We start from the raw sequence: 19,075 nt of genomic DNA, 5'->3' as shown, positions 1-19,075 counted from the left end.
TTTTGCCGTTTTGCGACGGCACTCCTAAGACCGCCCTGATTCTGGTAACCATAATTTTAATGAGGTTTTTTTACCATGAATCAGACGCTTCTTTCCTCTTTCGGTACCGCATTTGAACGCGTTGAACTCGCTCTGACCGCTTTGCGCGAAGGCCGTGGCGTGATGGTGCTCGATGATGAAGACCGTGAAAACGAAGGCGATATGATTTTCGCCGCCGAAACCATGACCGTTGAACAAATGGCGCTGACTATTCGCCACGGCAGCGGCATTGTGTGCCTGTGCATCACTGAAGATCGCCGTCAGCAGCTCGATCTGCCGATGATGGTCGAAAACAACACCAGCGCTTACGGTACAGGTTTTACCGTTACCATTGAAGCCGCGCACGGTGTGAGCACCGGGGTCTCCGCTGCGGACCGCGTGACCACCATCCGCGCCGCTATCGCCGATGACGCTAAGCCTTCCGATCTGAACCGTCCGGGCCACGTGTTCCCGCTGCGCGCCCAGAACGGCGGCGTGTTAACCCGTGGTGGTCACACTGAAGCCACTATCGATTTGGTGACGCTGGCGGGTTTCAAACCGGCGGGTGTACTGTGCGAACTGACCAACGACGACGGCTCAATGGCGCGCGCGCCGGAGTGCATCGACTTCGCCGTGAAGCATCAGATGGCAGTCGTGACCATTGAAGATCTGGTGGCTTACCGTCAGAAGCACGAGCGTAAAGCCAGCTAATCTTGTCAGATAATAAAAAGCCCGGTGACATCAACCGGGCTTTTTTACATCCAGAGAAAACGATCAGCCAATTCCGCTGGTTTGCAGCAGCGTCAGGCTTAAACCCATCACCGACATCCCGCACAGCACGCCGTAGCTGGGGTTGTTATTCGGATCGATCTCTTTCGCCAGCGGCATCAACTCATCCACCGAAAGCGCCACCATAATTCCCGCCACCGCTGCCATAATCGACGCCATCAGCACTGGCGACACCAGTGAACCGAGGATCAGCCAGGCCAGCACGCCGCCTAAAATTTCCGCCATCCCGGAAATACCCGCCCAGAATATCGCTTTGTATTTGGAGCCTGTCGCGGCGTATACCGGCCCGGCAACCGCCAGTCCTTCAGGAATATTGTGCAAGGCGACGGCAAGGGCAATACCAAACCCTAATTCGAGGTTGTTGCTGGCCGTCACGAAGGTGGCGATACCTTCAGGGAAGTTATGCAGGCTGATGCCGAGCGTCAGCAACAGCGCAGTACGTTTAAGGTTACGCGGCGCGCGCTGGAGATCGTTATCCAGCAGATCCTGAGCATGGGCGTGCGGCAAAATCCGGTCCAGGGCGTAGTAACCCAGCAGGCCGACAATAAACATGCCGTAGCCCAGCATCGGCGACATCCCTTCTTCGCGCAGCGCGGCAGGCAGCATTTCCATCAGGGAAATCAGCAGCATAATGCCTGCGGCAAAACCCAGCGAAAACGCCAGCAGCCGGTTCGACGGCTTCTGGCCGATAACGCCCAGCAGCGCGCCGATAAACGTGGCTCCGCCAGCCAGTAAAGTCAATATAAGAGGGACCGACATCAACAGCTCCTTGGGTTTATGATGCTCAAAGCTTAAAGAACCCGCCGATGAAAATCGACGCGTGGTCAGCGGATTTACATCACACTTACATTCAAATTTCCTGATGATCTCCATCATGGTTATCTGAGTTCTTCTTTTCCCGAATCGGCGTAAGGTTACTCCATCAACATTACCCCGAAGACCAAAGGATAACACCATGAACGTTTCGCGTATGCCTGCACTGTTTCTCGGCCACGGTAGCCCGATGAACGTGCTGGAAGACAACCAGTATACTCAGGCCTGGCGGCTTTTGGGCACAACGTTGCCGCGTCCAAAAGCGATCGTCGTGGTGTCTGCCCACTGGTTCACCCGAGGGACCGGCGTGACGGCCATGGAACAGCCCAAAACCATCCATGATTTTGGTGGATTCCCGCAGGCGCTGTATGACACTCACTACCCGGCGCCGGGTTCACCGGAACTGGCGCAGAGACTGGTCGATCTGCTCGCACCGGTGCCTGTCGCGCTCGACAGGGAGGCCTGGGGGTTTGACCACGGCTCATGGGGCGTGCTGATTAAGATGTACCCGGATGCCGACATTCCAATGGTGCAATTGAGTATAGACAGCACTAAACCTGCCGCCTGGCATTTCGAAATGGGCCGAAAACTCGCGGCGCTGCGTGATGAAGGCATTATGCTGGTGGCGAGCGGCAACGTCGTTCACAACTTGCGTACCGCCCGCTGGCATGGTGAAAATACGCCATATCCGTGGGCGACCGCGTTTAACGATGTGGTAAAAGCGAATCTCACCTGGCAAGGGCCGATAGAGCAGCATCCGCTGGTGAACTTTCTCCAGCAGGAAGGAGGCAACCTGTCCAACCCGACGCCGGAGCATTTTTTACCGTTGCTGTATGTGCTGGGCGCGTGGGATGGCAGCGAGCCGGTCACGGTGCCGGTGGACGGTATCGAGATGGGATCGTTGAGTATGCTGTCAGTGCAGGTCGGTTAAAAAAAGGCGCGATGTCATTCGCGCCCTTGGTATTACTCGATAAAGATATGCGGATAAAAGCGCGAGAGATCCTGTGTGATTAATGCCCGATCTTCACGGATGCCGATCCCGGCAGGTTGATCGTTGATGAGCCAACTGCCGATCAGCGTATAGCTGTCACCAAACTTCGGCAGCGGATAAAATTGCTGCACGATCATGCCTTCCTCGCCATACGGCCCCTCGACTTTTTCCAGCGTTTGACCGTTTTCAATAATGGTGATGTTGGCACCCTCGCGGGAGAAAATCGGTTTCACGACGTATTTGTCCATTGGCGGGTGATCGTCTTCGGCGAAATAAGCGGGCAGCAGGTTAGGGTGGTCAGGGAACATTTTCCACAGCATCGGCAGCAGCGCTTTGTTGGAGAGAATGCTTTTCCAGGCTGGTTCCAGCCAGCGTACGCCCGCGTCTTCCACCTTGGTGGAGAAGATCTCGCGCAGCATGTATTCCCACGGGTACAGCTTGAACAAGTTACTGATCACCTGATCCTGCGGATCGGTAAACTGGCCTTTCTCGCCCAGACCGATGTCGTCAATATATAAGAACTCACTCGCCACGCCTGCTTCTGCGGCGCAGTCCTGCAAATATTGCACCGTACCGCGATCTTCTACCGTGTCACGGCAGCAGGCGAAATGTACCAGGTTGAAGCCGTGCTGCTCTTTCAGCTCCGCGAAACGCGCGATCACCTTTTCTTGCAGACTGTTGAACTGATCGCTGTTGGCCGGGAGCTTGCCTGCATTGATTTGATCTTCCAGCCAGATCCACTGGAAAAACGCCGCTTCATACAGCGAGGTGGGCGTATCGGCATTGTTCTCTAACAGCTTTGGATCGCCGACACCATCCCAGGCCAGATCGAGACGCGAGTAGAGCGACGGCTGCTGGCTGCGCCAGGACTGACGCACAAATTCCCAGGTGTGTTTCGGGATGCGGAATTTGGTCAGCAGGGCATCGCTGGCAACAACTTTCTCCACCACCTGCAAACACATCTGGTGAAGTTCGGCGGTAACGGCTTCCAGGCGTTCCACCTGGCCGAGCGTCAGCTGGTAATAAGCGTCCTCACACCAGTACGGCTCGCCGTACATGGTGTGGAAGTTGAAACCGTATTCGGTGGCTTTTTCGCGCCAGTCCGGGCGCTCGCTAATGGCAATCCGCTCCATCGATCAACCACCCATTGAACGGCTGGAGGTGCCGGTTGCCGAGCTACGCTGCATCGTGGACTGTTTCGCCACTGACTCGCCAAAGCCGCCACGGGTCACGGTGGTGGTGGTCGCCGGTTTCGGTGTCATCGCCGTTTTTGGAACCGTCATGGTACGGCCCGGCTGCGCTGCGCCATAGCTCTTGCCGCTGGCATCGTTGTACTGACCGTACGCCGGGCTTGCCGGGTTGCGCGAGCTGAACAGCGGCTGCTGCGCGAAGCCCGCGCCGCCGCCCATCATGCGGCCCATCATGTAGCCCGCCATTAACGGCATCCAGAAACTGCCGCCGCTGTGGGCCTGCGCCTGGTTTTCACCCGCAACGCCCGCCTGAGCAGGGGCCTGTTGGCACTGGTTTTCACCGAATTCCGCCACGCAGTCTTCGCGGGTGGCGTATTTTGGCGCGGTGCGCTCGGCTTCTTTCAGGGCATTATTGTAAGCCGTAGTACATTCGGCGCTTTTGCCCGGATTAGCGGCCGAACAGTCGTCGGCGTTCTGATAAAGCGAGACAGTCTCATCGCTCTTTTCACAACCCGCGAGCATAAACACGGCAGAGACCGCCAATGCAACCGGAGTTAAGTGGCGCGCGCTAAAGCTTTTGCGAAACGTCGCATGATTGATGGATTTTGTCCGTTTCATTTTATCTTCCTGAACCCAGTGATAATGCAAAGAATTAACTTCAAAGGATAGAGGATGAACGGTCGAAATTAAAGCGGCGGGCGCGCCGGGCGCGGATCTTTACGTTGCCTTACGAAGTTTCGGGGGGTGATTCACACCCCCCGTCGCAGGCTTAATTGCGGAACGGATTTTTACTGTTGCTCTGCGTTGCGGAGGCAGGTTGCAACGCGCTCGCTGGCTGAGCGGCTGGCTGGGTCTGCGCGCTGGTGGTGGCGTAGCCATCCGCAGCGGCATCCTGTCGGGAGTTTTCCGGTGCCACGATTTCAGGCGTGGTAGAAACCGGTTTGCCCAGGTTGCTGTTGAGGATCTGCAGATCCTGCTCGTTCAACGTTCCCAGCGCGGATTTAATATTCAGCTGGTTAATCAGGTAGTTGTAACGGGCACTGGAGAGCTGCTGCTTCGCGTTGTACAGCGTAGTGGTGGCATCCAGCACATCGACGATGGTACGGGTACCCACTTCGTAACCGGCTTCTGTCGCATCTAATGAACTCTGGGCAGAAACCACCGCCTGTTTATAGGCGTTGATGCTGCTGATAGAGGCATTGATGTTATTGAAAGACGAACGCACGGTTTGCACCACGTTGCGGTGTGCGCTTTCAAGCTGCTCGCTGGCACCCACAAAGTTGTACTGCGCTTGTTTAACCTGGGACGTCACCGCGCCGCCGCTGTAGATCGGCAGGGAGAAATTGATGCCCACTTTATTCTGACCAACGTTGCTGTCGTTATACTGGGCGGTATTGGTCGCGGAACCGCTGTAAGAGCTGTCGGAAATGCCGGTCGATGCAGTCAAACCCACTGTCGGCATATGGCCAGTTTCCGCCAGGCGGATTTGCTCGCGGGCCAAATCCTGACTCAGGCGCGCCTGCAACAGCGCCAGGTTGCGGTTTTCCGCTTCTTTCAACAGATTGTTGACTGAATCCGGTTTCGCGGTTTTGAACGCGTCCACGTTCAGCGAAGCCAACTGCGGATAATAGTTGCCGGTCACCTGGCGCAGCTGTTCCAGCGCGTTATCCAGGTTGTTACGGGCGGTGACTTCGTTCGCCAACACGTTATCGTACTGAGAACGGGCGTTCTGCACGTCGGTGATCGCCACCAGGCCCACGTTAAAACGCTGGGTGGTCTGGTCTAACTGGCGATAAATCGCCTGTTTCTGCGCTTCGGTAAAGGAGAGCGCATCGATCGCGCTGAGCACGTTAAAATACGCGGTCGCGGTGTTCAGGATCAGGGTTTGCTGATCGGTCTGGAAAGTGACGTCCTGAATCCCGGCGCTTTTTTCCTGAAGCGTTAGCTGACGCCATTTCGACATATCGAAAATGGTCTGGGTCAACGACAGCGATGCGCTGGTGGTGTTGGAGTTAACGCCATTCGCATCGCGGTAACCGTTACTGTAAGAGTAGTCTGCGCCAAGGCCGAGCTGCGGTAATAAAGGACTGCGAGCTTCGTTGATTTTTTCGAATGCGGCATCACGATCGGCGGCGGATCTACGCAGGTCCGGGTTGCTCAAACGTGCTTGCTGATAAACCTGTAACAGGTTTTCTGCCTGGCTCATGGCGCTGAATCCGGTAAGGCTCAGGCCGATAAGAATGGGGAGCAGTTTCTTCATTTGCATTCCTTGTTGTGAAGCAGAATTTGTTTATTAGCGCTGACAGAAGTCGAAAATTGTCGCCGATTTTAGCAGAATCCGCGATATGTGAAGATTGGCCTTCTGTGCCTTATGCCATTAAATTTCATCAATCTACCATATTGGCGTTATAACGACAGGTAAACTGAGTTGAATACGTTCACCACCATCCTCATTTATAACAGGCTTTGATCATGAGTAAACCAGACGATCGTGCAGTGACTTTTACAAAAAACGATGTAGAAATTATTGCACGGGAAAAACTGTACCGCGGCTTTTTTTCGTTAGATCTGTATCGTTTTCGACACCGCCTTTTTAATGGTGAAATGAGCGGCGAAGTGCGGCGTGAAATTTTTGAGCGCGGTCATGCTTCAGTCCTGCTACCCTTTGACCCTGTGCGCGATGAAGTGGTGCTGATCGAGCAGATCCGTATCGCCGCGTATGACACCAGCGACACCCCATGGTTGCTGGAGCTGGTCGCCGGGATGATTGAACCTGGCGAAAGCGTGGAGGAAGTGGCGCGTCGCGAAGCCATGGAAGAAGCAGGATTGGTGGTGGGACGCACGAAGCCAGTATTGAACTATCTCGCAAGCCCTGGCGGCACCAGCGAGCGGTTATCGATTCTGGTGGGTGAAGTGGATGCCACGCAGGCCGAAGGTATACACGGCCTGGTGGAAGAAAACGAAGATATTCGTGTTCATGTGGTAAGCCGGGAACAGGCATACCAGTGGGTTAAAGAGGGGAAAATCGATAACGCAGCCTCAGTCATCGCACTGCTCTGGCTGCAACTGCACTATCAAGAAATACGTCAAGAGTGGAACACCTGAATATGAAGCGCTATACCCCCGACTTTCCAGAAATGATGCGCCTTTGCGAAACAAATTTTGCAATTTTGCGCCGCTTACTGCCGCGAACGGATGCAGTGGGCGAAACAGTGAGCTATCAAGTCGGCAGCGCGCAATACCGATTAACGATTCTCGAATCCACCCGCTACACTACGCTCGTGGAAATCAAACAGACCGTGCCCGCTATTAGCTACTGGAGCCTGCCGTCAATGTCGGTGCGGCTCTATCATGACGCGATGGTGGCGGAAGTGTGTTCAAGCCAGCAGATCTTTCGCTTCAAAGCACGTTATGATTACCCGAATAAAAAGTTGCATCAACGCGATGAAAAGCATCAGATTAACCAGTTTCTTGCTGATTGGTTGCGCTACTGCCTGGCGCATGGAGCGATGGCGGTTCCGGTTTGTTAGCGTCGTGAAACCTAAGGACACCCTTTGGAACGTTTGTTGAATCTTCCTGTTGCGGATGGGGCGAGCGTCAGGATTTTACAAATTACCGATACCCACCTGTTCGCGCAAAAAAGCGAAACGCTGTTGGGCGTCAATACCTGGAGTAGTTATCAGGCTGTGCTGGAGGCTATCACGGCACAGCAGCGCCCGTGCGACCTGATCGTTGCGACCGGCGATTTAGCGCAGGATCATACGCCGGAGGCTTATCAGCACTTCGCGCAGGGTATCGCCGTCTTTTCTGCGCCCTGCGTCTGGCTGCCAGGCAACCATGATTTCCAGCCCGCCATGTTCAGCGCGCTTCAGGATGCGGGCATCTCCCCGGCGAAGCAGGTGCTGTGCGGCGACAACTGGCAGATCCTGCTGTTGGACAGCCAGGTGTTCGGCGTTCCGCACGGTGAGTTAAGCGAATATCAACTGGATTGGCTGGAAACGAAGCTGGCGGAAAACGCCGAGCGGTTCACCTTGTTACTGCTTCATCACCATCCGTTACCGGCAGGATGCAGTTGGCTGGATCAACACAGCTTGCGTAACGCGGGTGAGCTGGACGCGGTGCTACGCCGTTTTCCGAATGTGCGCCACCTGCTGTGCGGGCATATCCACCAGGAACAGGATCTCGACTGGAATGGCCGCCGTCTGCTGGCGACACCGTCCACCTGCGTCCAGTTCAAACCCCATTGCGCGAACTTTACCCTGGATACCATCGCCCCCGGTTGGCGCTGGCTGGAGCTGTATGCCGACGGTACGCTGACCACCCAGGTCGAACGCCTTGAGGGGACGCAGTTCAATCCTGATACCGCGTCTGAAGGCTACTGATGTCCACGCTTCTCTACCTGCACGGGTTCAACAGTTCGCCACGCTCTGCGAAAGCAACCCTGTTTAAAGCCTGGCTTGAACACCACCACCCGGCGATTAAGATGATCGTGCCGCAACTGCCGCCGTTTCCCTCCGATGCGGCGGAACTGCTGGAGTCGCTGGTGCTGGAGCACGGCGGCGAAGAACTGGCGGTGGTGGGCTCGTCTCTCGGTGGGTATTACGCCACCTGGCTCTCCCAATGCTTTATGCTGCCAGCGGTGGTGGTTAACCCGGCGGTGCGCCCCTTCGAACTGCTGGTCGACTATTTAGGCCAAAACGAGAACCCCTACACCGGGCAGCAATATGTGCTAGAGTCACGCCATATTTACGATCTCAAAGTCATGCAAATCGACCCGCTGGAAGCGCCGGATTTGATCTGGCTGCTCCAGCAGACCGGGGACGAGGTGCTTGATTATCGCCAGGCAGTGGCTTACTACGCTTCCTGCCGGCAGACCGTGATTGACGGGGGTAATCATGCCTTTGTGGGCTTTGAAGATTATTTCTCACAGATTGTCGATTTTCTGGGTATTGAGTAATTCTGCCCGGATTCGATGCCGTTTCTCTCTGAACGAATAAACCATGACGCAATCCTATAACGCTGATGCCATTGAGGTACTCACCGGGCTTGAGCCGGTTCGCCGCCGTCCGGGGATGTATACCGATACCACTCGTCCCAACCACCTTGGGCAGGAAGTTATTGATAACAGCGTGGACGAAGCGCTGGCGGGCCATGCCAAACGCGTAGACGTGATCCTCCACGAAGATCAGTCGCTTGAGGTGATTGACGACGGGCGCGGTATGCCTGTCGATATCCATCCGGAAGAGGGTGTACCTGCCGTTGAGCTGATCCTGTGCCGTCTGCACGCCGGGGGTAAGTTCTCTAATAAAAACTACCAGTTCTCAGGCGGCCTGCACGGCGTGGGGATCTCGGTGGTCAACGCCCTGTCGAAGCGGGTTGAAGTGAACGTTCGTCGTGACGGGCAGATTTACAACATCGCGTTCGCTAACGGCGATAAAGTGAAAGATCTGGACGTGGTCGGCACCTGCGGTAAACGCAATACCGGTACCAGCGTTCATTTCTGGCCGGATGAATCCTTCTTCGATTCCCCGCGTTTTTCAGTTTCGCGCTTAAGCCATTTGCTGAAAGCCAAAGCGGTGCTGTGCCCCGGCGTGGAAATCACCTTTAAAGACAAGGTGAACAACACCGAACAGCGCTGGTGCTATCTCGACGGGCTGAATGATTACCTGAGCGAAGCGGTCAACGGGCTGCCGACGCTGCCGGAAAAACCGTTTATCGGTAATTTCTCCAGCGATACGGAAGCGGTTGACTGGGCGCTGCTGTGGCTGCCGGAAGGCGGCGAATTGCTGACCGAAAGCTACGTTAACCTGATCCCCACCATGCAGGGCGGGACTCACGTTAACGGCCTGCGTCAGGGCCTGCTGGACGCGATGCGCGAATTCTGCGAGTACCGCAATATCCTGCCGCGCGGCGTCAAACTGTCGGCGGAAGATATCTGGGAACGCTGCGCCTATGTGCTGTCGGTGAAAATGCAGGACCCGCAGTTTGCGGGGCAGACCAAAGAGCGACTCTCGTCGCGCCAGTGCGCGGCGTTTGTTTCAGGCGTGGTTAAAGACGCCTTCAGCCTGTGGCTGAACCAGAACGTTCAGGCCGCAGAAATGCTGGCGGAACTGGCAATCTCCAGCGCTCAGCGCCGGATGCGCGCCGCCAAAAAAGTGGTGCGTAAAAAACTCACCAGTGGACCGGCGCTGCCGGGCAAACTGGCAGACTGCACCGCACAGGATTTAGCCCGTACCGAGCTGTTCCTCGTAGAAGGGGATTCGGCGGGCGGTTCCGCCAAACAGGCGCGTGACCGTGAATATCAGGCGATCATGCCGCTGAAGGGTAAGATCCTTAATACCTGGGAAGTGTCGTCAGATGAAGTGCTGGCGTCTCAGGAAGTGCACGATATTTCGGTGGCGATCGGCATCGATCCCGACAGCGAAGATCTCAGCCAGTTGCGCTACGGTAAGATTTGCATTCTGGCGGATGCCGACTCGGACGGTCTACATATCGCTACGCTGCTGTGCGCGCTGTTTGTGAAGCACTTCCGCACCCTGGTGAAAAACGGCCACGTCTACGTTGCGCTGCCGCCGCTGTACCGCATCGATTTGGGTAAAGAGGTTTACTACGCGCTGACGGAAGAAGAAAAAGCCGGCGTGCTGGATCAGTTGAAGCGCAAGAAGGGCAAACCGAACGTGCAGCGCTTTAAAGGGCTGGGCGAAATGAACCCGCTGCAACTGCGTGAAACCACGCTGGACCCGAACACCCGCCGTCTGGTGCAGTTGACCATCAGCGACGATGACGATGCGCGCACCACGGCGATGATGGATATGCTACTGGCGAAAAAGCGTTCGGAAGATCGTCGCAACTGGTTGCAGGAGAAGGGCGATCTCGCCGATCTGGACGTGTAACCGGCGCGAAAACGTAAAAAAGGCGATGAATCTTCATCGCCTTTTTTGATCCTGAAGGCGCGGTTAAACGCCCTGTTCCAGAATACGGATATGGGTTTCCAGCACGTCGCCTTTCACCGCTTCGCTCCACGCTTTCATGTGCGGTGTCTGAAGATGGGCCTCAAGGTGCGGCACGCTTTCCCACTGTTCCAGCATCACGATGGAATCTGGCGCGGTGGACTGGAAGCTTACCTGGGCATTCACATCCACCAGCGGCGCATAGCCGTGGCAACCTTCTTCGGCCAGCACAGCAGGAATAATTTTGGCGAACTGATCCAGTACCGCCTGGCGATGATGTGCGCCCGGACGCGTGCGGATCTCTGCAATAACTGTCAGCATGAAAAACTCCTTGTGATAAATCCGTAAAACAGGAGTCGCAGGCGCGCGCTATTAACACGGCGCACAAACCGCGACTCTTTTAATCAGGATAGAGTAACAGGCATTCAGTTAAGCAAAAATCGCCGCCAGATGCTCGCGATATTCTTGAATATAACGCGGCACGTCAGGCATTTTGATCACGTCATTGGTGATAAAGGTCGGCAGCGGGTCCATGCCCAGGAACTGATTGGCCTTATGGAACGGCAGATACACGCCATCGACACCCACGCCGTGGAAGAACTGATCTTCGTCGGTGAACGCATCAAGCGGGGCGTTCCACGTCAGAGAGAGCATATATTTGGTGCCCTGGATCAGACCGCCGGAGCCGTATTTTTTGCTGGCGTCAGAGCGGGTACGGCCATCGCTGGCGTACAGGGTGCCGTGACCTTCAGTGAACACATCGTCGATATATTTTTTCACCGTCCAGGGCGCGCCCATCCACCAGCCTGGCATCTGATAAATCACCACGTCGGCCCAGACGTATTTCTGCACTTCCGCCTGGATATCGTAATCGCTGTCGGCGCGGGTCACCTGAACATCGTGTCCGAGGTCGCGCAAAAAGCTTTGTGCGACGTCGGTCAGGGTGTCGTTAAGCTGGCCTTTAGAGTGCGCAAATTCTTTAGCGCCGTTGATGATAAGCACGTTGCTCATTATTTATCCTCGAATAATTACATTTGGCATGAATCATAGCGGATTGGGCGAGACGGTAAAATTAGCAAAAAGAGCAAAGACTTTTGCCAGATGAGCAATAATCAACGTGTACAGCGGTAGTCTGATTACTGTTGTTAAATACAGGAAAGATGCCATCCCACGCTGGGACTCGCTCCTCAGATAAGGTACTATCTGCGGCAATATTGCCGCTACTTCACCCTGCGGCCCCTGTTCGAGGTATAACGATTAATGAGTGACATTACTCAGGATGGTGCAGAGCGTCTTGCGCTGCATGAGTTCACGGAAAACGCCTATCTGAACTACTCCATGTACGTCATCATGGACAGGGCGTTACCCTTTATCGGCGACGGTTTAAAACCCGTGCAGCGCCGCATCGTGTATGCGATGTCCGAGCTGGGCCTCAGCGCCAGCGCCAAGTTTAAAAAGTCGGCCCGTACCGTGGGCGACGTGTTGGGTAAATACCATCCGCACGGCGACAGCGCCTGCTATGAGGCGATGGTGTTAATGGCCCAGCCGTTCTCCTATCGTTATCCGCTGGTGGATGGCCAGGGGAACTGGGGGGCACCGGACGATCCGAAATCTTTCGCGGCGATGCGTTATACCGAATCGCGCCTGTCAAAATATGCCGAGCTGTTGCTCAGCGAACTCGGCCAGGGCACGGTAGATTTTGTGCCTAACTTTGACGGCACCCTGGACGAGCCGAAAACGCTGCCAGCGCGGGTGCCGAATATTCTGTTAAACGGCACCACCGGTATCGCGGTCGGGATGGCGACGGATATCCCGCCGCACAACCTGCGCGAAGTGGTGAAAGCCACCATCAGCCTGATCGATAACCCGAAAACTACCCTGGACGATGTGCTGGATATCGTGCAGGGCCCGGATTACCCGACCGAAGCGGAAATCATCACTCCACGCGCCGAGATCCGCAAAATCTACCAGAGCGGGCGCGGTTCCGTGCGTATGCGCGCGGTGTGGAAGAAAGAGGACGGCGCGGTGGTGATCACAGCGCTGCCGCACCAGGTTTCCGGCGCCCGCGTGCTGGAGCAAATCGCCGCTCAGATGCGCAATAAAAAGCTGCCGATGGTGGACGATTTACGCGACGAGTCGGACCATGAAAACCCGACGCGTCTGGTGATTGTGCCGCGCTCCAACCGCGTGGATATGGAGCAGGTGATGAACCACCTGTTCGCCACCACCGACTTGGAAAAGAGCTACCGCGTTAACCTGAACATGATCGGCCTGGATAACCGTCCGGCGGTGAAAAACCTGCTGGAGATCCTGACCGAATGGCTGGCTTACCGTCGCGATACCGTGCGCCGCCGTCTGAACTATCGTCTGGAAAAAGTGCTCAAGCGCCTGCATATCCTGCAAGGCTTGCTGGTGGCGTTCCTCAATATCGACGAAGTGATTCATATCATCCGCACTGAAGATGAGCCGAAGCCGGTACTGATGGCCCGTTTCGAACTGAGCGAAACCCAGGCTGAAGCCATCCTTGAGCTGAAACTGCGCCACCTGGCGAAGCTCGAAGAAGTTAAAATTCGCGGTGAGCAGGACGCGCTGGAAAAAGAACGCGATCAGATCCAGTCGATTCTGGCCTCTGAACGCAAAATGAATACCCTGCTGAAGAAAGAACTACAGGCCGACGCCGACGCCTTTGGCGACGATCGCCGCTCGCCGCTGCATGAGCGTAGCGAAGCAAAAGCCATGAGCGAGCACGACATGCTGCCGTCTGAGCCGATCACCATCGTGCTGTCGCAGATGGGCTGGGTGCGCAGCGCCAAAGGCCACGACATTGACGCGCAGGGTCTGAGCTACAAAGCGGGGGATAGCTGGCTGGCGTCTGCGAAAGGTAAGAGTAACCAGCCGGTGGTGTTTATCGATTCCACCGGGCGCAGCTACGCCATTGACCCCATCACGCTGCCGTCGGCGCGCGGGCAGGGCGAACCGATCACCGGTAAGCTGACGCTGCCGCCAGGCGCGGTAGTTGAGCAGATGCTGATGGCTAATGAAGATCAGAAGCTTTTGATGGCTTCGGATTCCGGCTACGGTTTCGTCTGCACCTTCAACGATTTGATTGCCCGCAACCGGGCAGGCAAAGCGGTGATCTCGCTGCCGGAAAACGCCCATGCGCTGCCGCCGCTCGAGATCGTCAGTGACCAGGATATGCTGCTGGCGATCACCGCCGCCGGCCGTATGCTGATGTTCCCGGTGTCCGATTTACCGCAGCTGTCCAAAGGCAAGGGGAACAAAATCATCTCCATTCCGGCGGCGGATGCGGCGAAGGGCGACGACAAGCTGGCGCACCTGCTGCTGCTGCCGCCGCAAAGCACGCTGACCTTCCTCGTTGGTAAACGCAAAATCAAAATGCGCCCGGAAGAGCTGCAAAAAGTGAACGGTGAACGCGGGCGTCGCGGCACCTTAATGCGCGGCCTGCAACGCATTGACCGTATCGAGGTGGATTCGCCGTTGCGTCCTGTCGCGGGAAATAGCGAAGAGTAAATTTGCCGACCGTCGCGGCAGCGGGAGCACGTCTCTCGCTGCCGTTTTCCCGCAGTGCGTCAGCGATAACTTTTTTATAACTCAGCCATTGTGTGTTGATGCGTCGCGCATAAGAATACGCGTTTGGGAAATCATCCGTATTGTGCCGTGGTCATCCTCGACCGGAGCGGTGTTTTTGCGACAAAGCCAGTATACTTGTCTGCGACAAGGGCTTCAGAGGTAGTTATGTTACTTATTCTTCGTATTATTTTTGTCGTGATTTACTGTATTTTGGTTTGCATTCTGGGTTGTATCTGGTGCTTGTTCAGCCCGCGTAACCCGCGCCACGTCGCTACCTTTGGCCATATGTTTGGCCGCCTCTCTACCGTTTTTGGATTAAAAGTCGAAAAGCGCTACCCGCAAGGTGTTGAGCAGTTCGGCAATGCCATTTTCATCGCCAACCACCAGAACAACTACGACATGGTGACGGCTGCAAACGTCGTGATCCCGCCAACGGTGACGGTGGGTAAGAAAAGCCTGCTGTGGATCCCGTTCTTCGGGCAGCTTTACTGGCTGACTGGCAACCTGCTGATCGACCGCGACAACCGCGCCAAAGCGCACGGCACCATCGCGCAGGTTGTAAACCAGTTTAAAAAGCGCCGCATCTCTATCTGGATGTTCCCGGAAGGCACCCGCAGCCGTGGCCGTGGTTTAATGCCGTTCAAAACCGGCGCGTTCCATGCGGCACTGGCAGCAGGCGTGCCAATCATTCCGGTTTGCGTGTCTAACACCCACGGCAAAATCAAACTTAACCGCTGGAAAAACGGCCTGGTGATTGTTGAAGTGATGCCGCCGATTGATACCTCTGCCTGGCAAAAGGATCAGGTGCGTGCGCTGGCGACCCATTGCCGTGAAGTGATGGAAGCCAAAATCAAAGAGCTGGACCAGGAAGTGGCCGAGCGCGAAGCATCAGGCAATATTTAAGTTTTACATCAAGAGGATACCTTCCTCGCGATTTTGACAGTTTACACGGAGCAAAGTATGTCACTCAGTCGGCGTCAGTTTATTCAGGCATCGGGAATGGTTCTCTGTGCAGGCGCAGCGCCACTGACGGCACACGCGGCAGGGCAGCAGCAACCGCTGCCGATCCCGCCGCTCCTCGAATCACGTCGCGGCCAGCCGCTGTTCCTTACCCTGCAACGCACCCACTGGTCGTTCACGCCCGGCACCCGCGCGCAGGTATGGGGCGTGAATGGTCGCTATCTCGGGCCGACCATCCGCGTCTGGAACGGCGATGACGTGAAGCTGATTTACAGCAACCGGCTGGCTGAAAACGTGGCGATGACGGTGAGCGGTTTGCAGGTTCCCGGCCCGCTGATTGGCGGCGCATCGCGCATGATGTCCGCCAGCGCCGACTGGGCACCGGTGCTGCCGATTCGCCAGCCAGCGGCCACGCTCTGGTATCACGCTAATACTCCCAATCGCAGCGCCGAGCAGGTTTATAACGGCCTGGCGGGAATGTGGCTGGTGGAGGATGAAGTTAGCAAAGCGCTGCCGATACCCAACCATTACGGCGTGGACGATTTCCCGGTGATCATTCAGGACAAGCGGCTGGATAACTTCGGCACGCCGGAGTACAGCGAGCCGGGCAGCGGCGGGTTTGTTGGCGATACGCTACTGGTTAACGGCGCGCAAAGCCCGTATGTGGATGTGTCCCGCGGCTGGGTGCGCCTGCGGCTGCTGAATGCCTCCAACGCCCGCCGCTATCTGTTGCAGATGAGCGACGGACGCCCGCTGCACGTGATTTCCAGCGATCAGGGCTTTCTGCCCGCGCCGGTTTCCGTGAAGCAGCTTTCCCTCGCGCCGGGTGAACGCCGCGAAATCCTGGTGGATATGACCAATGGTGATGAAGTTTCCGTCACCTGCGGTGAAGCGGCGAGCATTATGGATCGCCTGCGCGGCTTCTTTGAGCCTTCGAGCATTTTGATCTCCACGCTGGTGCTGACGCTGCGTCCCACTGGCCTGTTACCGCTGGTGACCGATACCCTGCCGATGCGTTTATTGCCGAATAACATTCTGGACGGCAGCCCGGTACGCAGCCGCGATATCACCCTGGGCGACGATCCGGGCATTAACGGCCAACTGTGGGATATCAAGCGTCTGGATGTCACCACCCAGCAGGGCACCTGGGAGCGCTGGACGGTGCGTTCTGATTCGCCGCAGTCGTTCCACATTGAGGGTGTCCAGTTCCTGGTGCGCCATGTCAACGGCGCTGCGCCGTTCCCGGAAGATCGCGGCTGGAAAGACACCGTATGGGTCGACGGGCAGGTCGAACTGCTGGTTTATTTCTCGCAACCGTCCTGGGAACACTTCCCGTTCCTGTACGGTAGCCAGACCCTGGAGATGGCGGATCGCGGTTCAATCGGCCAGATTCTGGTGAACCCGGCGCCGTAAACTTTTCGTTCCCTTTTCCACGGCGGAAAAGGGACGTAAACGTTTTGTTATTACCTCTTCTTTTCTGGCGGCGATACAACGTATAATCGCCGCCCTTTGTCTATTTTTTTACCACCCCGGAAGCATTATGAGCGCTATAAGTCTGATCCAACCCGATCGCGACCTTTTTTCCTGGCCCCAGTATTGGGCTGCCTGTTTCGGCCCCGCGCCGTTCTTGCCGATGTCCCGTGAGGAAATGGATCAACTTGGCTGGGATAGCTGCGACATCATTTTGGTTACCGGGGATGCCTACGTCGACCACCCGAGCTTTGGGATGGCGATTTGCGGGCGCATGCTGGAAGCCCAGGGCTTCCGCGTCGGCATCATCGCCCAGCCGGACTGGAACACCAAAGACGACTTTATGCGTCTGGGCAAACCGAACCTGTTCTTCGGCGTGACCGCAGGCAACATGGACTCGATGATCAACCGTTACACCGCCGACCGTAAACTGCGCCATGATGATGCCTATACGCCGGATAACGTGGCGGGTAAACGTCCTGACCGCGCGACCCTTGTCTACACCCAACGCTGTAAAGAAGCGTGGAAAGACGTGCCGGTGATCCTCGGCGGCATCGAAGCCAGCCTGCGCCGTACCGCGCATTATGATTACTGGTCTGATACCGTGCGCCGTTCAGTGCTGGTGGATTCCAAAGCCGATATGCTGATTTTCGGCAACGGCGAGCGCCCGCTGGTGGAAGTGGCACACCGCCTGGCACAGGGTGAACCGGTGGGCCAGATCCGCGATGTACGTAACACGGCGATTATGGTGAAAGAGGCGCTGCCGGGCTGGAGCGGGGTGGATTCCCGTATCATTGATATGCCAGGCAAAATCGACCCGATCCCGCATCCTTACGGCGACGATCTGCCGTGTGCGGATAACAAACCTGTCGAACCGAAGAAAGCCGAAGCGAAAGCCGTGGTGGTTCAGCCGCCGCGTCCCAAGCCGTGGGAAAAGACCTATGTGCTGCTGCCGTCGTTTGAAAAAGTCAAAGGCGACAAAGTGCTCTACGCACATGCATCGCGTATTTTGCACCACGAAACTAACCCAGGCTGCGCGCGTGCATTGATGCAAAAACACGGCGAGCGTTACATCTGGGTCAACCCGCCGGCGATACCTTTGTCGACTGAAGAGATGGACAGCGTATTTGCGCTGCCGTACAAACGCGTGCCACACCCCGCGTACGGCAATAGCCGTATTCCGGCGTATGAGATGATCCGTTTCTCGATCAATATCATGCGCGGCTGCTTTGGCGGCTGCTCATTCTGCTCAATTACCGAGCACGAAGGCCGCATTATTCAGAGCCGTTCTGAAGATTCTATCGTTAATGAAATCGAAGCGATTCGCGACACGGTTCCCGGCTTTACTGGCGTGATCTCGGATTTGGGTGGACCAACCGCCAATATGTACATGCTGCGCTGCAAGTCGCCGCGCGCTGAGCAAACCTGCCGTCGCCTGTCGTGCGTTTATCCGGACATTTGCCAGCACATGGATACCAACCACCAGCCGACCATCGATCTGTATCGCCGTGCGCGCGATCTGAAAGGCATCAAGAAGATCCTGATCGCCTCCGGTGTGCGTTACGACATCGCTGTGGAAGACCCGCGTTACATCAAAGAACTGGCGACGCACCACGTTGGCGGCTATCTGAAGATTGCGCCGGAGCACACTGAGGAAGGCCCGCTGTCGAAAATGATGAAGCCGGGCATGGGCAGCTACGATCGTTTTAAAGAGCTGTTCGATACCTATTCTAAGCAAGCCGGTAAAGAGCAGTATCTGATCCCCTACTTTATCTCCGCCCACCCCGGTACGCGCGATGAAGACATGGTGAACCTGGCGCTGTGGCTGAAACAGCGCCGTTTCCGTCTGGATCAGGTGCAGAACTTCTATCCGTCACCGCTCGCTAACTCGACCACCATGTATTACACCGGCAAAAACCCGCTGAGTAAGATTGGTTACAAGAGTGAAGATGTGGTGGTGCCGAAAGGGGATAAACAACGCCGCCTGCATAAAGCGCTGCTGCGTTATCACGACCCTGCCAACTGGCCGCTGATCCGTCAGGCGCTGGAGGCGATGGGTAAAAAGCACCTGATTGGCTCACGCCGCGATTGCCTGGTGCCTGCGCCGACGCTGGATGAGATGCGCGAAGCGCGCCGTCAGAATCGCCATACGCGTCCGGCATTAACCAAACATACGCCGGTGGAACATCAGCGTCAGACGCCCGCTGCGGGCCCACGTCGCAGTGGGAAAACGCCCGGGAAAGCGCCGCTAAAAGCGCGTCAGCGCTAATGAAAAAGGGGGAATGATTTCCCCCTTTTTTGTG

Annotated in this window: 17 protein-coding genes; 11 read left to right on the top strand and 6 right to left on the bottom strand. The window is 56.3% G+C overall.

The window, feature by feature from the left end; genetic code table 11:
* The first annotated feature begins 75 nt into the window (after nucleotides 1-75).
* Nucleotides 76-729 (top strand): 3,4-dihydroxy-2-butanone-4-phosphate synthase, encoded by a 654-nt coding sequence (gene ribB / locus RT120_RS08130; protein WP_312981685.1) that lies wholly within the window; start codon nucleotides 76-78, stop codon nucleotides 727-729.
* A 63-nt stretch (nucleotides 730-792) separates the two neighbouring features.
* Here ribB and zupT read toward each other — a convergent pair whose 3' ends face one another.
* A complete protein-coding gene (gene zupT, locus RT120_RS08125; RefSeq protein WP_312981683.1) occupies nucleotides 793-1,566 on the bottom strand; it encodes a zinc transporter ZupT in 774 nt (257 codons plus the stop codon).
* 196 nt (nucleotides 1,567-1,762) lie between these two features.
* On the opposite strand from zupT, the gene ygiD reads away from it, so the two are divergent.
* Complete coding sequence (gene ygiD / locus RT120_RS08120) at nucleotides 1,763-2,551, top strand: 4,5-DOPA dioxygenase extradiol (RefSeq protein WP_312981681.1); 789 nt, start codon at nucleotides 1,763-1,765, stop codon at nucleotides 2,549-2,551.
* Nucleotides 2,552-2,583: 32 nt separating this feature from the next.
* Here ygiD and RT120_RS08115 read toward each other — a convergent pair whose 3' ends face one another.
* The 3 genes from RT120_RS08115 to tolC form a co-directional block, all read right to left on the bottom strand.
* Nucleotides 2,584-3,744 carry a glutathionylspermidine synthase family protein gene (locus RT120_RS08115; RefSeq protein WP_312981677.1) on the bottom strand — a complete coding sequence of 387 codons (1,161 nt, stop codon included), beginning with the start codon at nucleotides 3,742-3,744 and terminating at the stop codon, nucleotides 2,584-2,586.
* Between the two features lie 3 nt (nucleotides 3,745-3,747).
* Nucleotides 3,748-4,419 carry a DUF1190 family protein gene (locus RT120_RS08110; protein WP_312981669.1) on the bottom strand — a complete coding sequence of 224 codons (672 nt, stop codon included), beginning with the start codon at nucleotides 4,417-4,419 and terminating at the stop codon, nucleotides 3,748-3,750.
* A 151-nt stretch (nucleotides 4,420-4,570) separates the two neighbouring features.
* The gene (tolC, locus tag RT120_RS08105) at nucleotides 4,571-6,061 is read right to left on the bottom strand and encodes an outer membrane channel protein TolC (protein ID WP_312981661.1); all 1,491 of its coding nucleotides are present in this window, start codon (nucleotides 6,059-6,061) and stop codon (nucleotides 4,571-4,573) included.
* Nucleotides 6,062-6,273: 212 nt separating this feature from the next.
* On the opposite strand from tolC, the gene nudF reads away from it, so the two are divergent.
* From nudF to parE, 5 genes are read left to right on the top strand one after another with little or no spacing between them, the layout of a single operon-like run.
* The gene (gene nudF, locus RT120_RS08100) at nucleotides 6,274-6,906 is read left to right on the top strand and encodes an ADP-ribose diphosphatase (protein ID WP_312981659.1); all 633 of its coding nucleotides are present in this window, start codon (nucleotides 6,274-6,276) and stop codon (nucleotides 6,904-6,906) included.
* A 2-nt stretch (nucleotides 6,907-6,908) separates the two neighbouring features.
* A complete protein-coding gene (locus RT120_RS08095; RefSeq protein ID WP_125293715.1) occupies nucleotides 6,909-7,331 on the top strand; it encodes a DUF1249 family protein in 423 nt (140 codons plus the stop codon).
* A 24-nt stretch (nucleotides 7,332-7,355) separates the two neighbouring features.
* Nucleotides 7,356-8,183 (top strand): 3',5'-cyclic-AMP phosphodiesterase, encoded by an 828-nt coding sequence (gene cpdA / locus RT120_RS08090; RefSeq protein ID WP_312981657.1) that lies wholly within the window; start codon nucleotides 7,356-7,358, stop codon nucleotides 8,181-8,183.
* A complete protein-coding gene (gene yqiA / locus RT120_RS08085) occupies nucleotides 8,183-8,758 on the top strand; it encodes an esterase YqiA (RefSeq protein WP_312981655.1) in 576 nt (191 codons plus the stop codon). The genes cpdA and yqiA overlap by 1 nt, the downstream gene beginning before the upstream one ends.
* Before the next feature lie 43 nt (nucleotides 8,759-8,801).
* Nucleotides 8,802-10,694, top strand: a complete 1,893-nt coding sequence (gene parE, locus RT120_RS08080) for a DNA topoisomerase IV subunit B (protein ID WP_312981653.1) — start codon at nucleotides 8,802-8,804, stop codon at nucleotides 10,692-10,694.
* Nucleotides 10,695-10,757: 63 nt separating this feature from the next.
* Here parE and RT120_RS08075 read toward each other — a convergent pair whose 3' ends face one another.
* Nucleotides 10,758-11,072 (bottom strand): putative quinol monooxygenase, encoded by a 315-nt coding sequence (locus tag RT120_RS08075; RefSeq protein WP_183169578.1) that lies wholly within the window; start codon nucleotides 11,070-11,072, stop codon nucleotides 10,758-10,760.
* Between the two features lie 108 nt (nucleotides 11,073-11,180).
* Entirely contained in the window at nucleotides 11,181-11,762 is a 582-nt protein-coding gene (locus RT120_RS08070) for an NAD(P)H-dependent oxidoreductase (RefSeq protein WP_312981652.1), read from the bottom strand.
* Nucleotides 11,763-12,011: 249 nt separating this feature from the next.
* On the opposite strand from RT120_RS08070, the gene parC reads away from it, so the two are divergent.
* From parC to RT120_RS08050, 4 genes are all read left to right on the top strand, one after another.
* Nucleotides 12,012-14,282, top strand: coding sequence for a DNA topoisomerase IV subunit A (parC, locus tag RT120_RS08065; RefSeq protein ID WP_312981651.1), 2,271 nt, complete (start codon nucleotides 12,012-12,014; stop codon nucleotides 14,280-14,282).
* A gap of 225 nt (nucleotides 14,283-14,507) precedes the next feature.
* Nucleotides 14,508-15,245, top strand: a complete 738-nt coding sequence (locus RT120_RS08060; RefSeq protein ID WP_312981649.1) for a 1-acylglycerol-3-phosphate O-acyltransferase — start codon at nucleotides 14,508-14,510, stop codon at nucleotides 15,243-15,245.
* A gap of 57 nt (nucleotides 15,246-15,302) precedes the next feature.
* Entirely contained in the window at nucleotides 15,303-16,715 is a 1,413-nt protein-coding gene (gene ftsP, locus RT120_RS08055; RefSeq protein WP_312981648.1) for a cell division protein FtsP, read from the top strand.
* A gap of 127 nt (nucleotides 16,716-16,842) precedes the next feature.
* Nucleotides 16,843-19,041 carry a YgiQ family radical SAM protein gene (locus RT120_RS08050; protein ID WP_312981647.1) on the top strand — a complete coding sequence of 733 codons (2,199 nt, stop codon included), beginning with the start codon at nucleotides 16,843-16,845 and terminating at the stop codon, nucleotides 19,039-19,041.
* Nucleotides 19,042-19,075: the final 34 nt, after the last annotated feature.

Source organism: Atlantibacter sp. (assembly GCF_032062175.1).
Taxonomy (GTDB): domain Bacteria; phylum Pseudomonadota; class Gammaproteobacteria; order Enterobacterales; family Enterobacteriaceae; genus Atlantibacter.
Note: the sequence above shows the minus strand (reverse complement) of the source record. Positions and strands in the feature narration are given on the sequence as shown.

Excerpts from the sequence above, each read along its gene's own strand:
- ribB (WP_312981685.1), top strand. The coding sequence starts at position 76 with ATGAATCAGACGCTTCTTTCCTCTTTCGGTACCGCATTTGAACGCGTT.
- zupT (WP_312981683.1), bottom strand. The coding sequence starts at position 1,566 with ATGTCGGTCCCTCTTATATTGACTTTACTGGCTGGCGGAGCCACGTTT.
- ygiD (WP_312981681.1), top strand. The coding sequence starts at position 1,763 with ATGAACGTTTCGCGTATGCCTGCACTGTTTCTCGGCCACGGTAGCCCG.
- RT120_RS08115 (WP_312981677.1), bottom strand. The coding sequence starts at position 3,744 with ATGGAGCGGATTGCCATTAGCGAGCGCCCGGACTGGCGCGAAAAAGCC.
- RT120_RS08110 (WP_312981669.1), bottom strand. The coding sequence starts at position 4,419 with ATGAAACGGACAAAATCCATCAATCATGCGACGTTTCGCAAAAGCTTT.
- tolC (WP_312981661.1), bottom strand. The coding sequence starts at position 6,061 with ATGAAGAAACTGCTCCCCATTCTTATCGGCCTGAGCCTTACCGGATTC.
- nudF (WP_312981659.1), top strand. The coding sequence starts at position 6,274 with ATGAGTAAACCAGACGATCGTGCAGTGACTTTTACAAAAAACGATGTA.
- RT120_RS08095 (WP_125293715.1), top strand. The coding sequence starts at position 6,909 with ATGAAGCGCTATACCCCCGACTTTCCAGAAATGATGCGCCTTTGCGAA.
- yqiA (WP_312981655.1), top strand. The coding sequence starts at position 8,183 with ATGTCCACGCTTCTCTACCTGCACGGGTTCAACAGTTCGCCACGCTCT.
- parE (WP_312981653.1), top strand. The coding sequence starts at position 8,802 with ATGACGCAATCCTATAACGCTGATGCCATTGAGGTACTCACCGGGCTT.
- RT120_RS08075 (WP_183169578.1), bottom strand. The coding sequence starts at position 11,072 with ATGCTGACAGTTATTGCAGAGATCCGCACGCGTCCGGGCGCACATCAT.
- RT120_RS08070 (WP_312981652.1), bottom strand. The coding sequence starts at position 11,762 with ATGAGCAACGTGCTTATCATCAACGGCGCTAAAGAATTTGCGCACTCT.
- parC (WP_312981651.1), top strand. The coding sequence starts at position 12,012 with ATGAGTGACATTACTCAGGATGGTGCAGAGCGTCTTGCGCTGCATGAG.
- RT120_RS08060 (WP_312981649.1), top strand. The coding sequence starts at position 14,508 with ATGTTACTTATTCTTCGTATTATTTTTGTCGTGATTTACTGTATTTTG.
- ftsP (WP_312981648.1), top strand. The coding sequence starts at position 15,303 with ATGTCACTCAGTCGGCGTCAGTTTATTCAGGCATCGGGAATGGTTCTC.
- RT120_RS08050 (WP_312981647.1), top strand. The coding sequence starts at position 16,843 with ATGAGCGCTATAAGTCTGATCCAACCCGATCGCGACCTTTTTTCCTGG.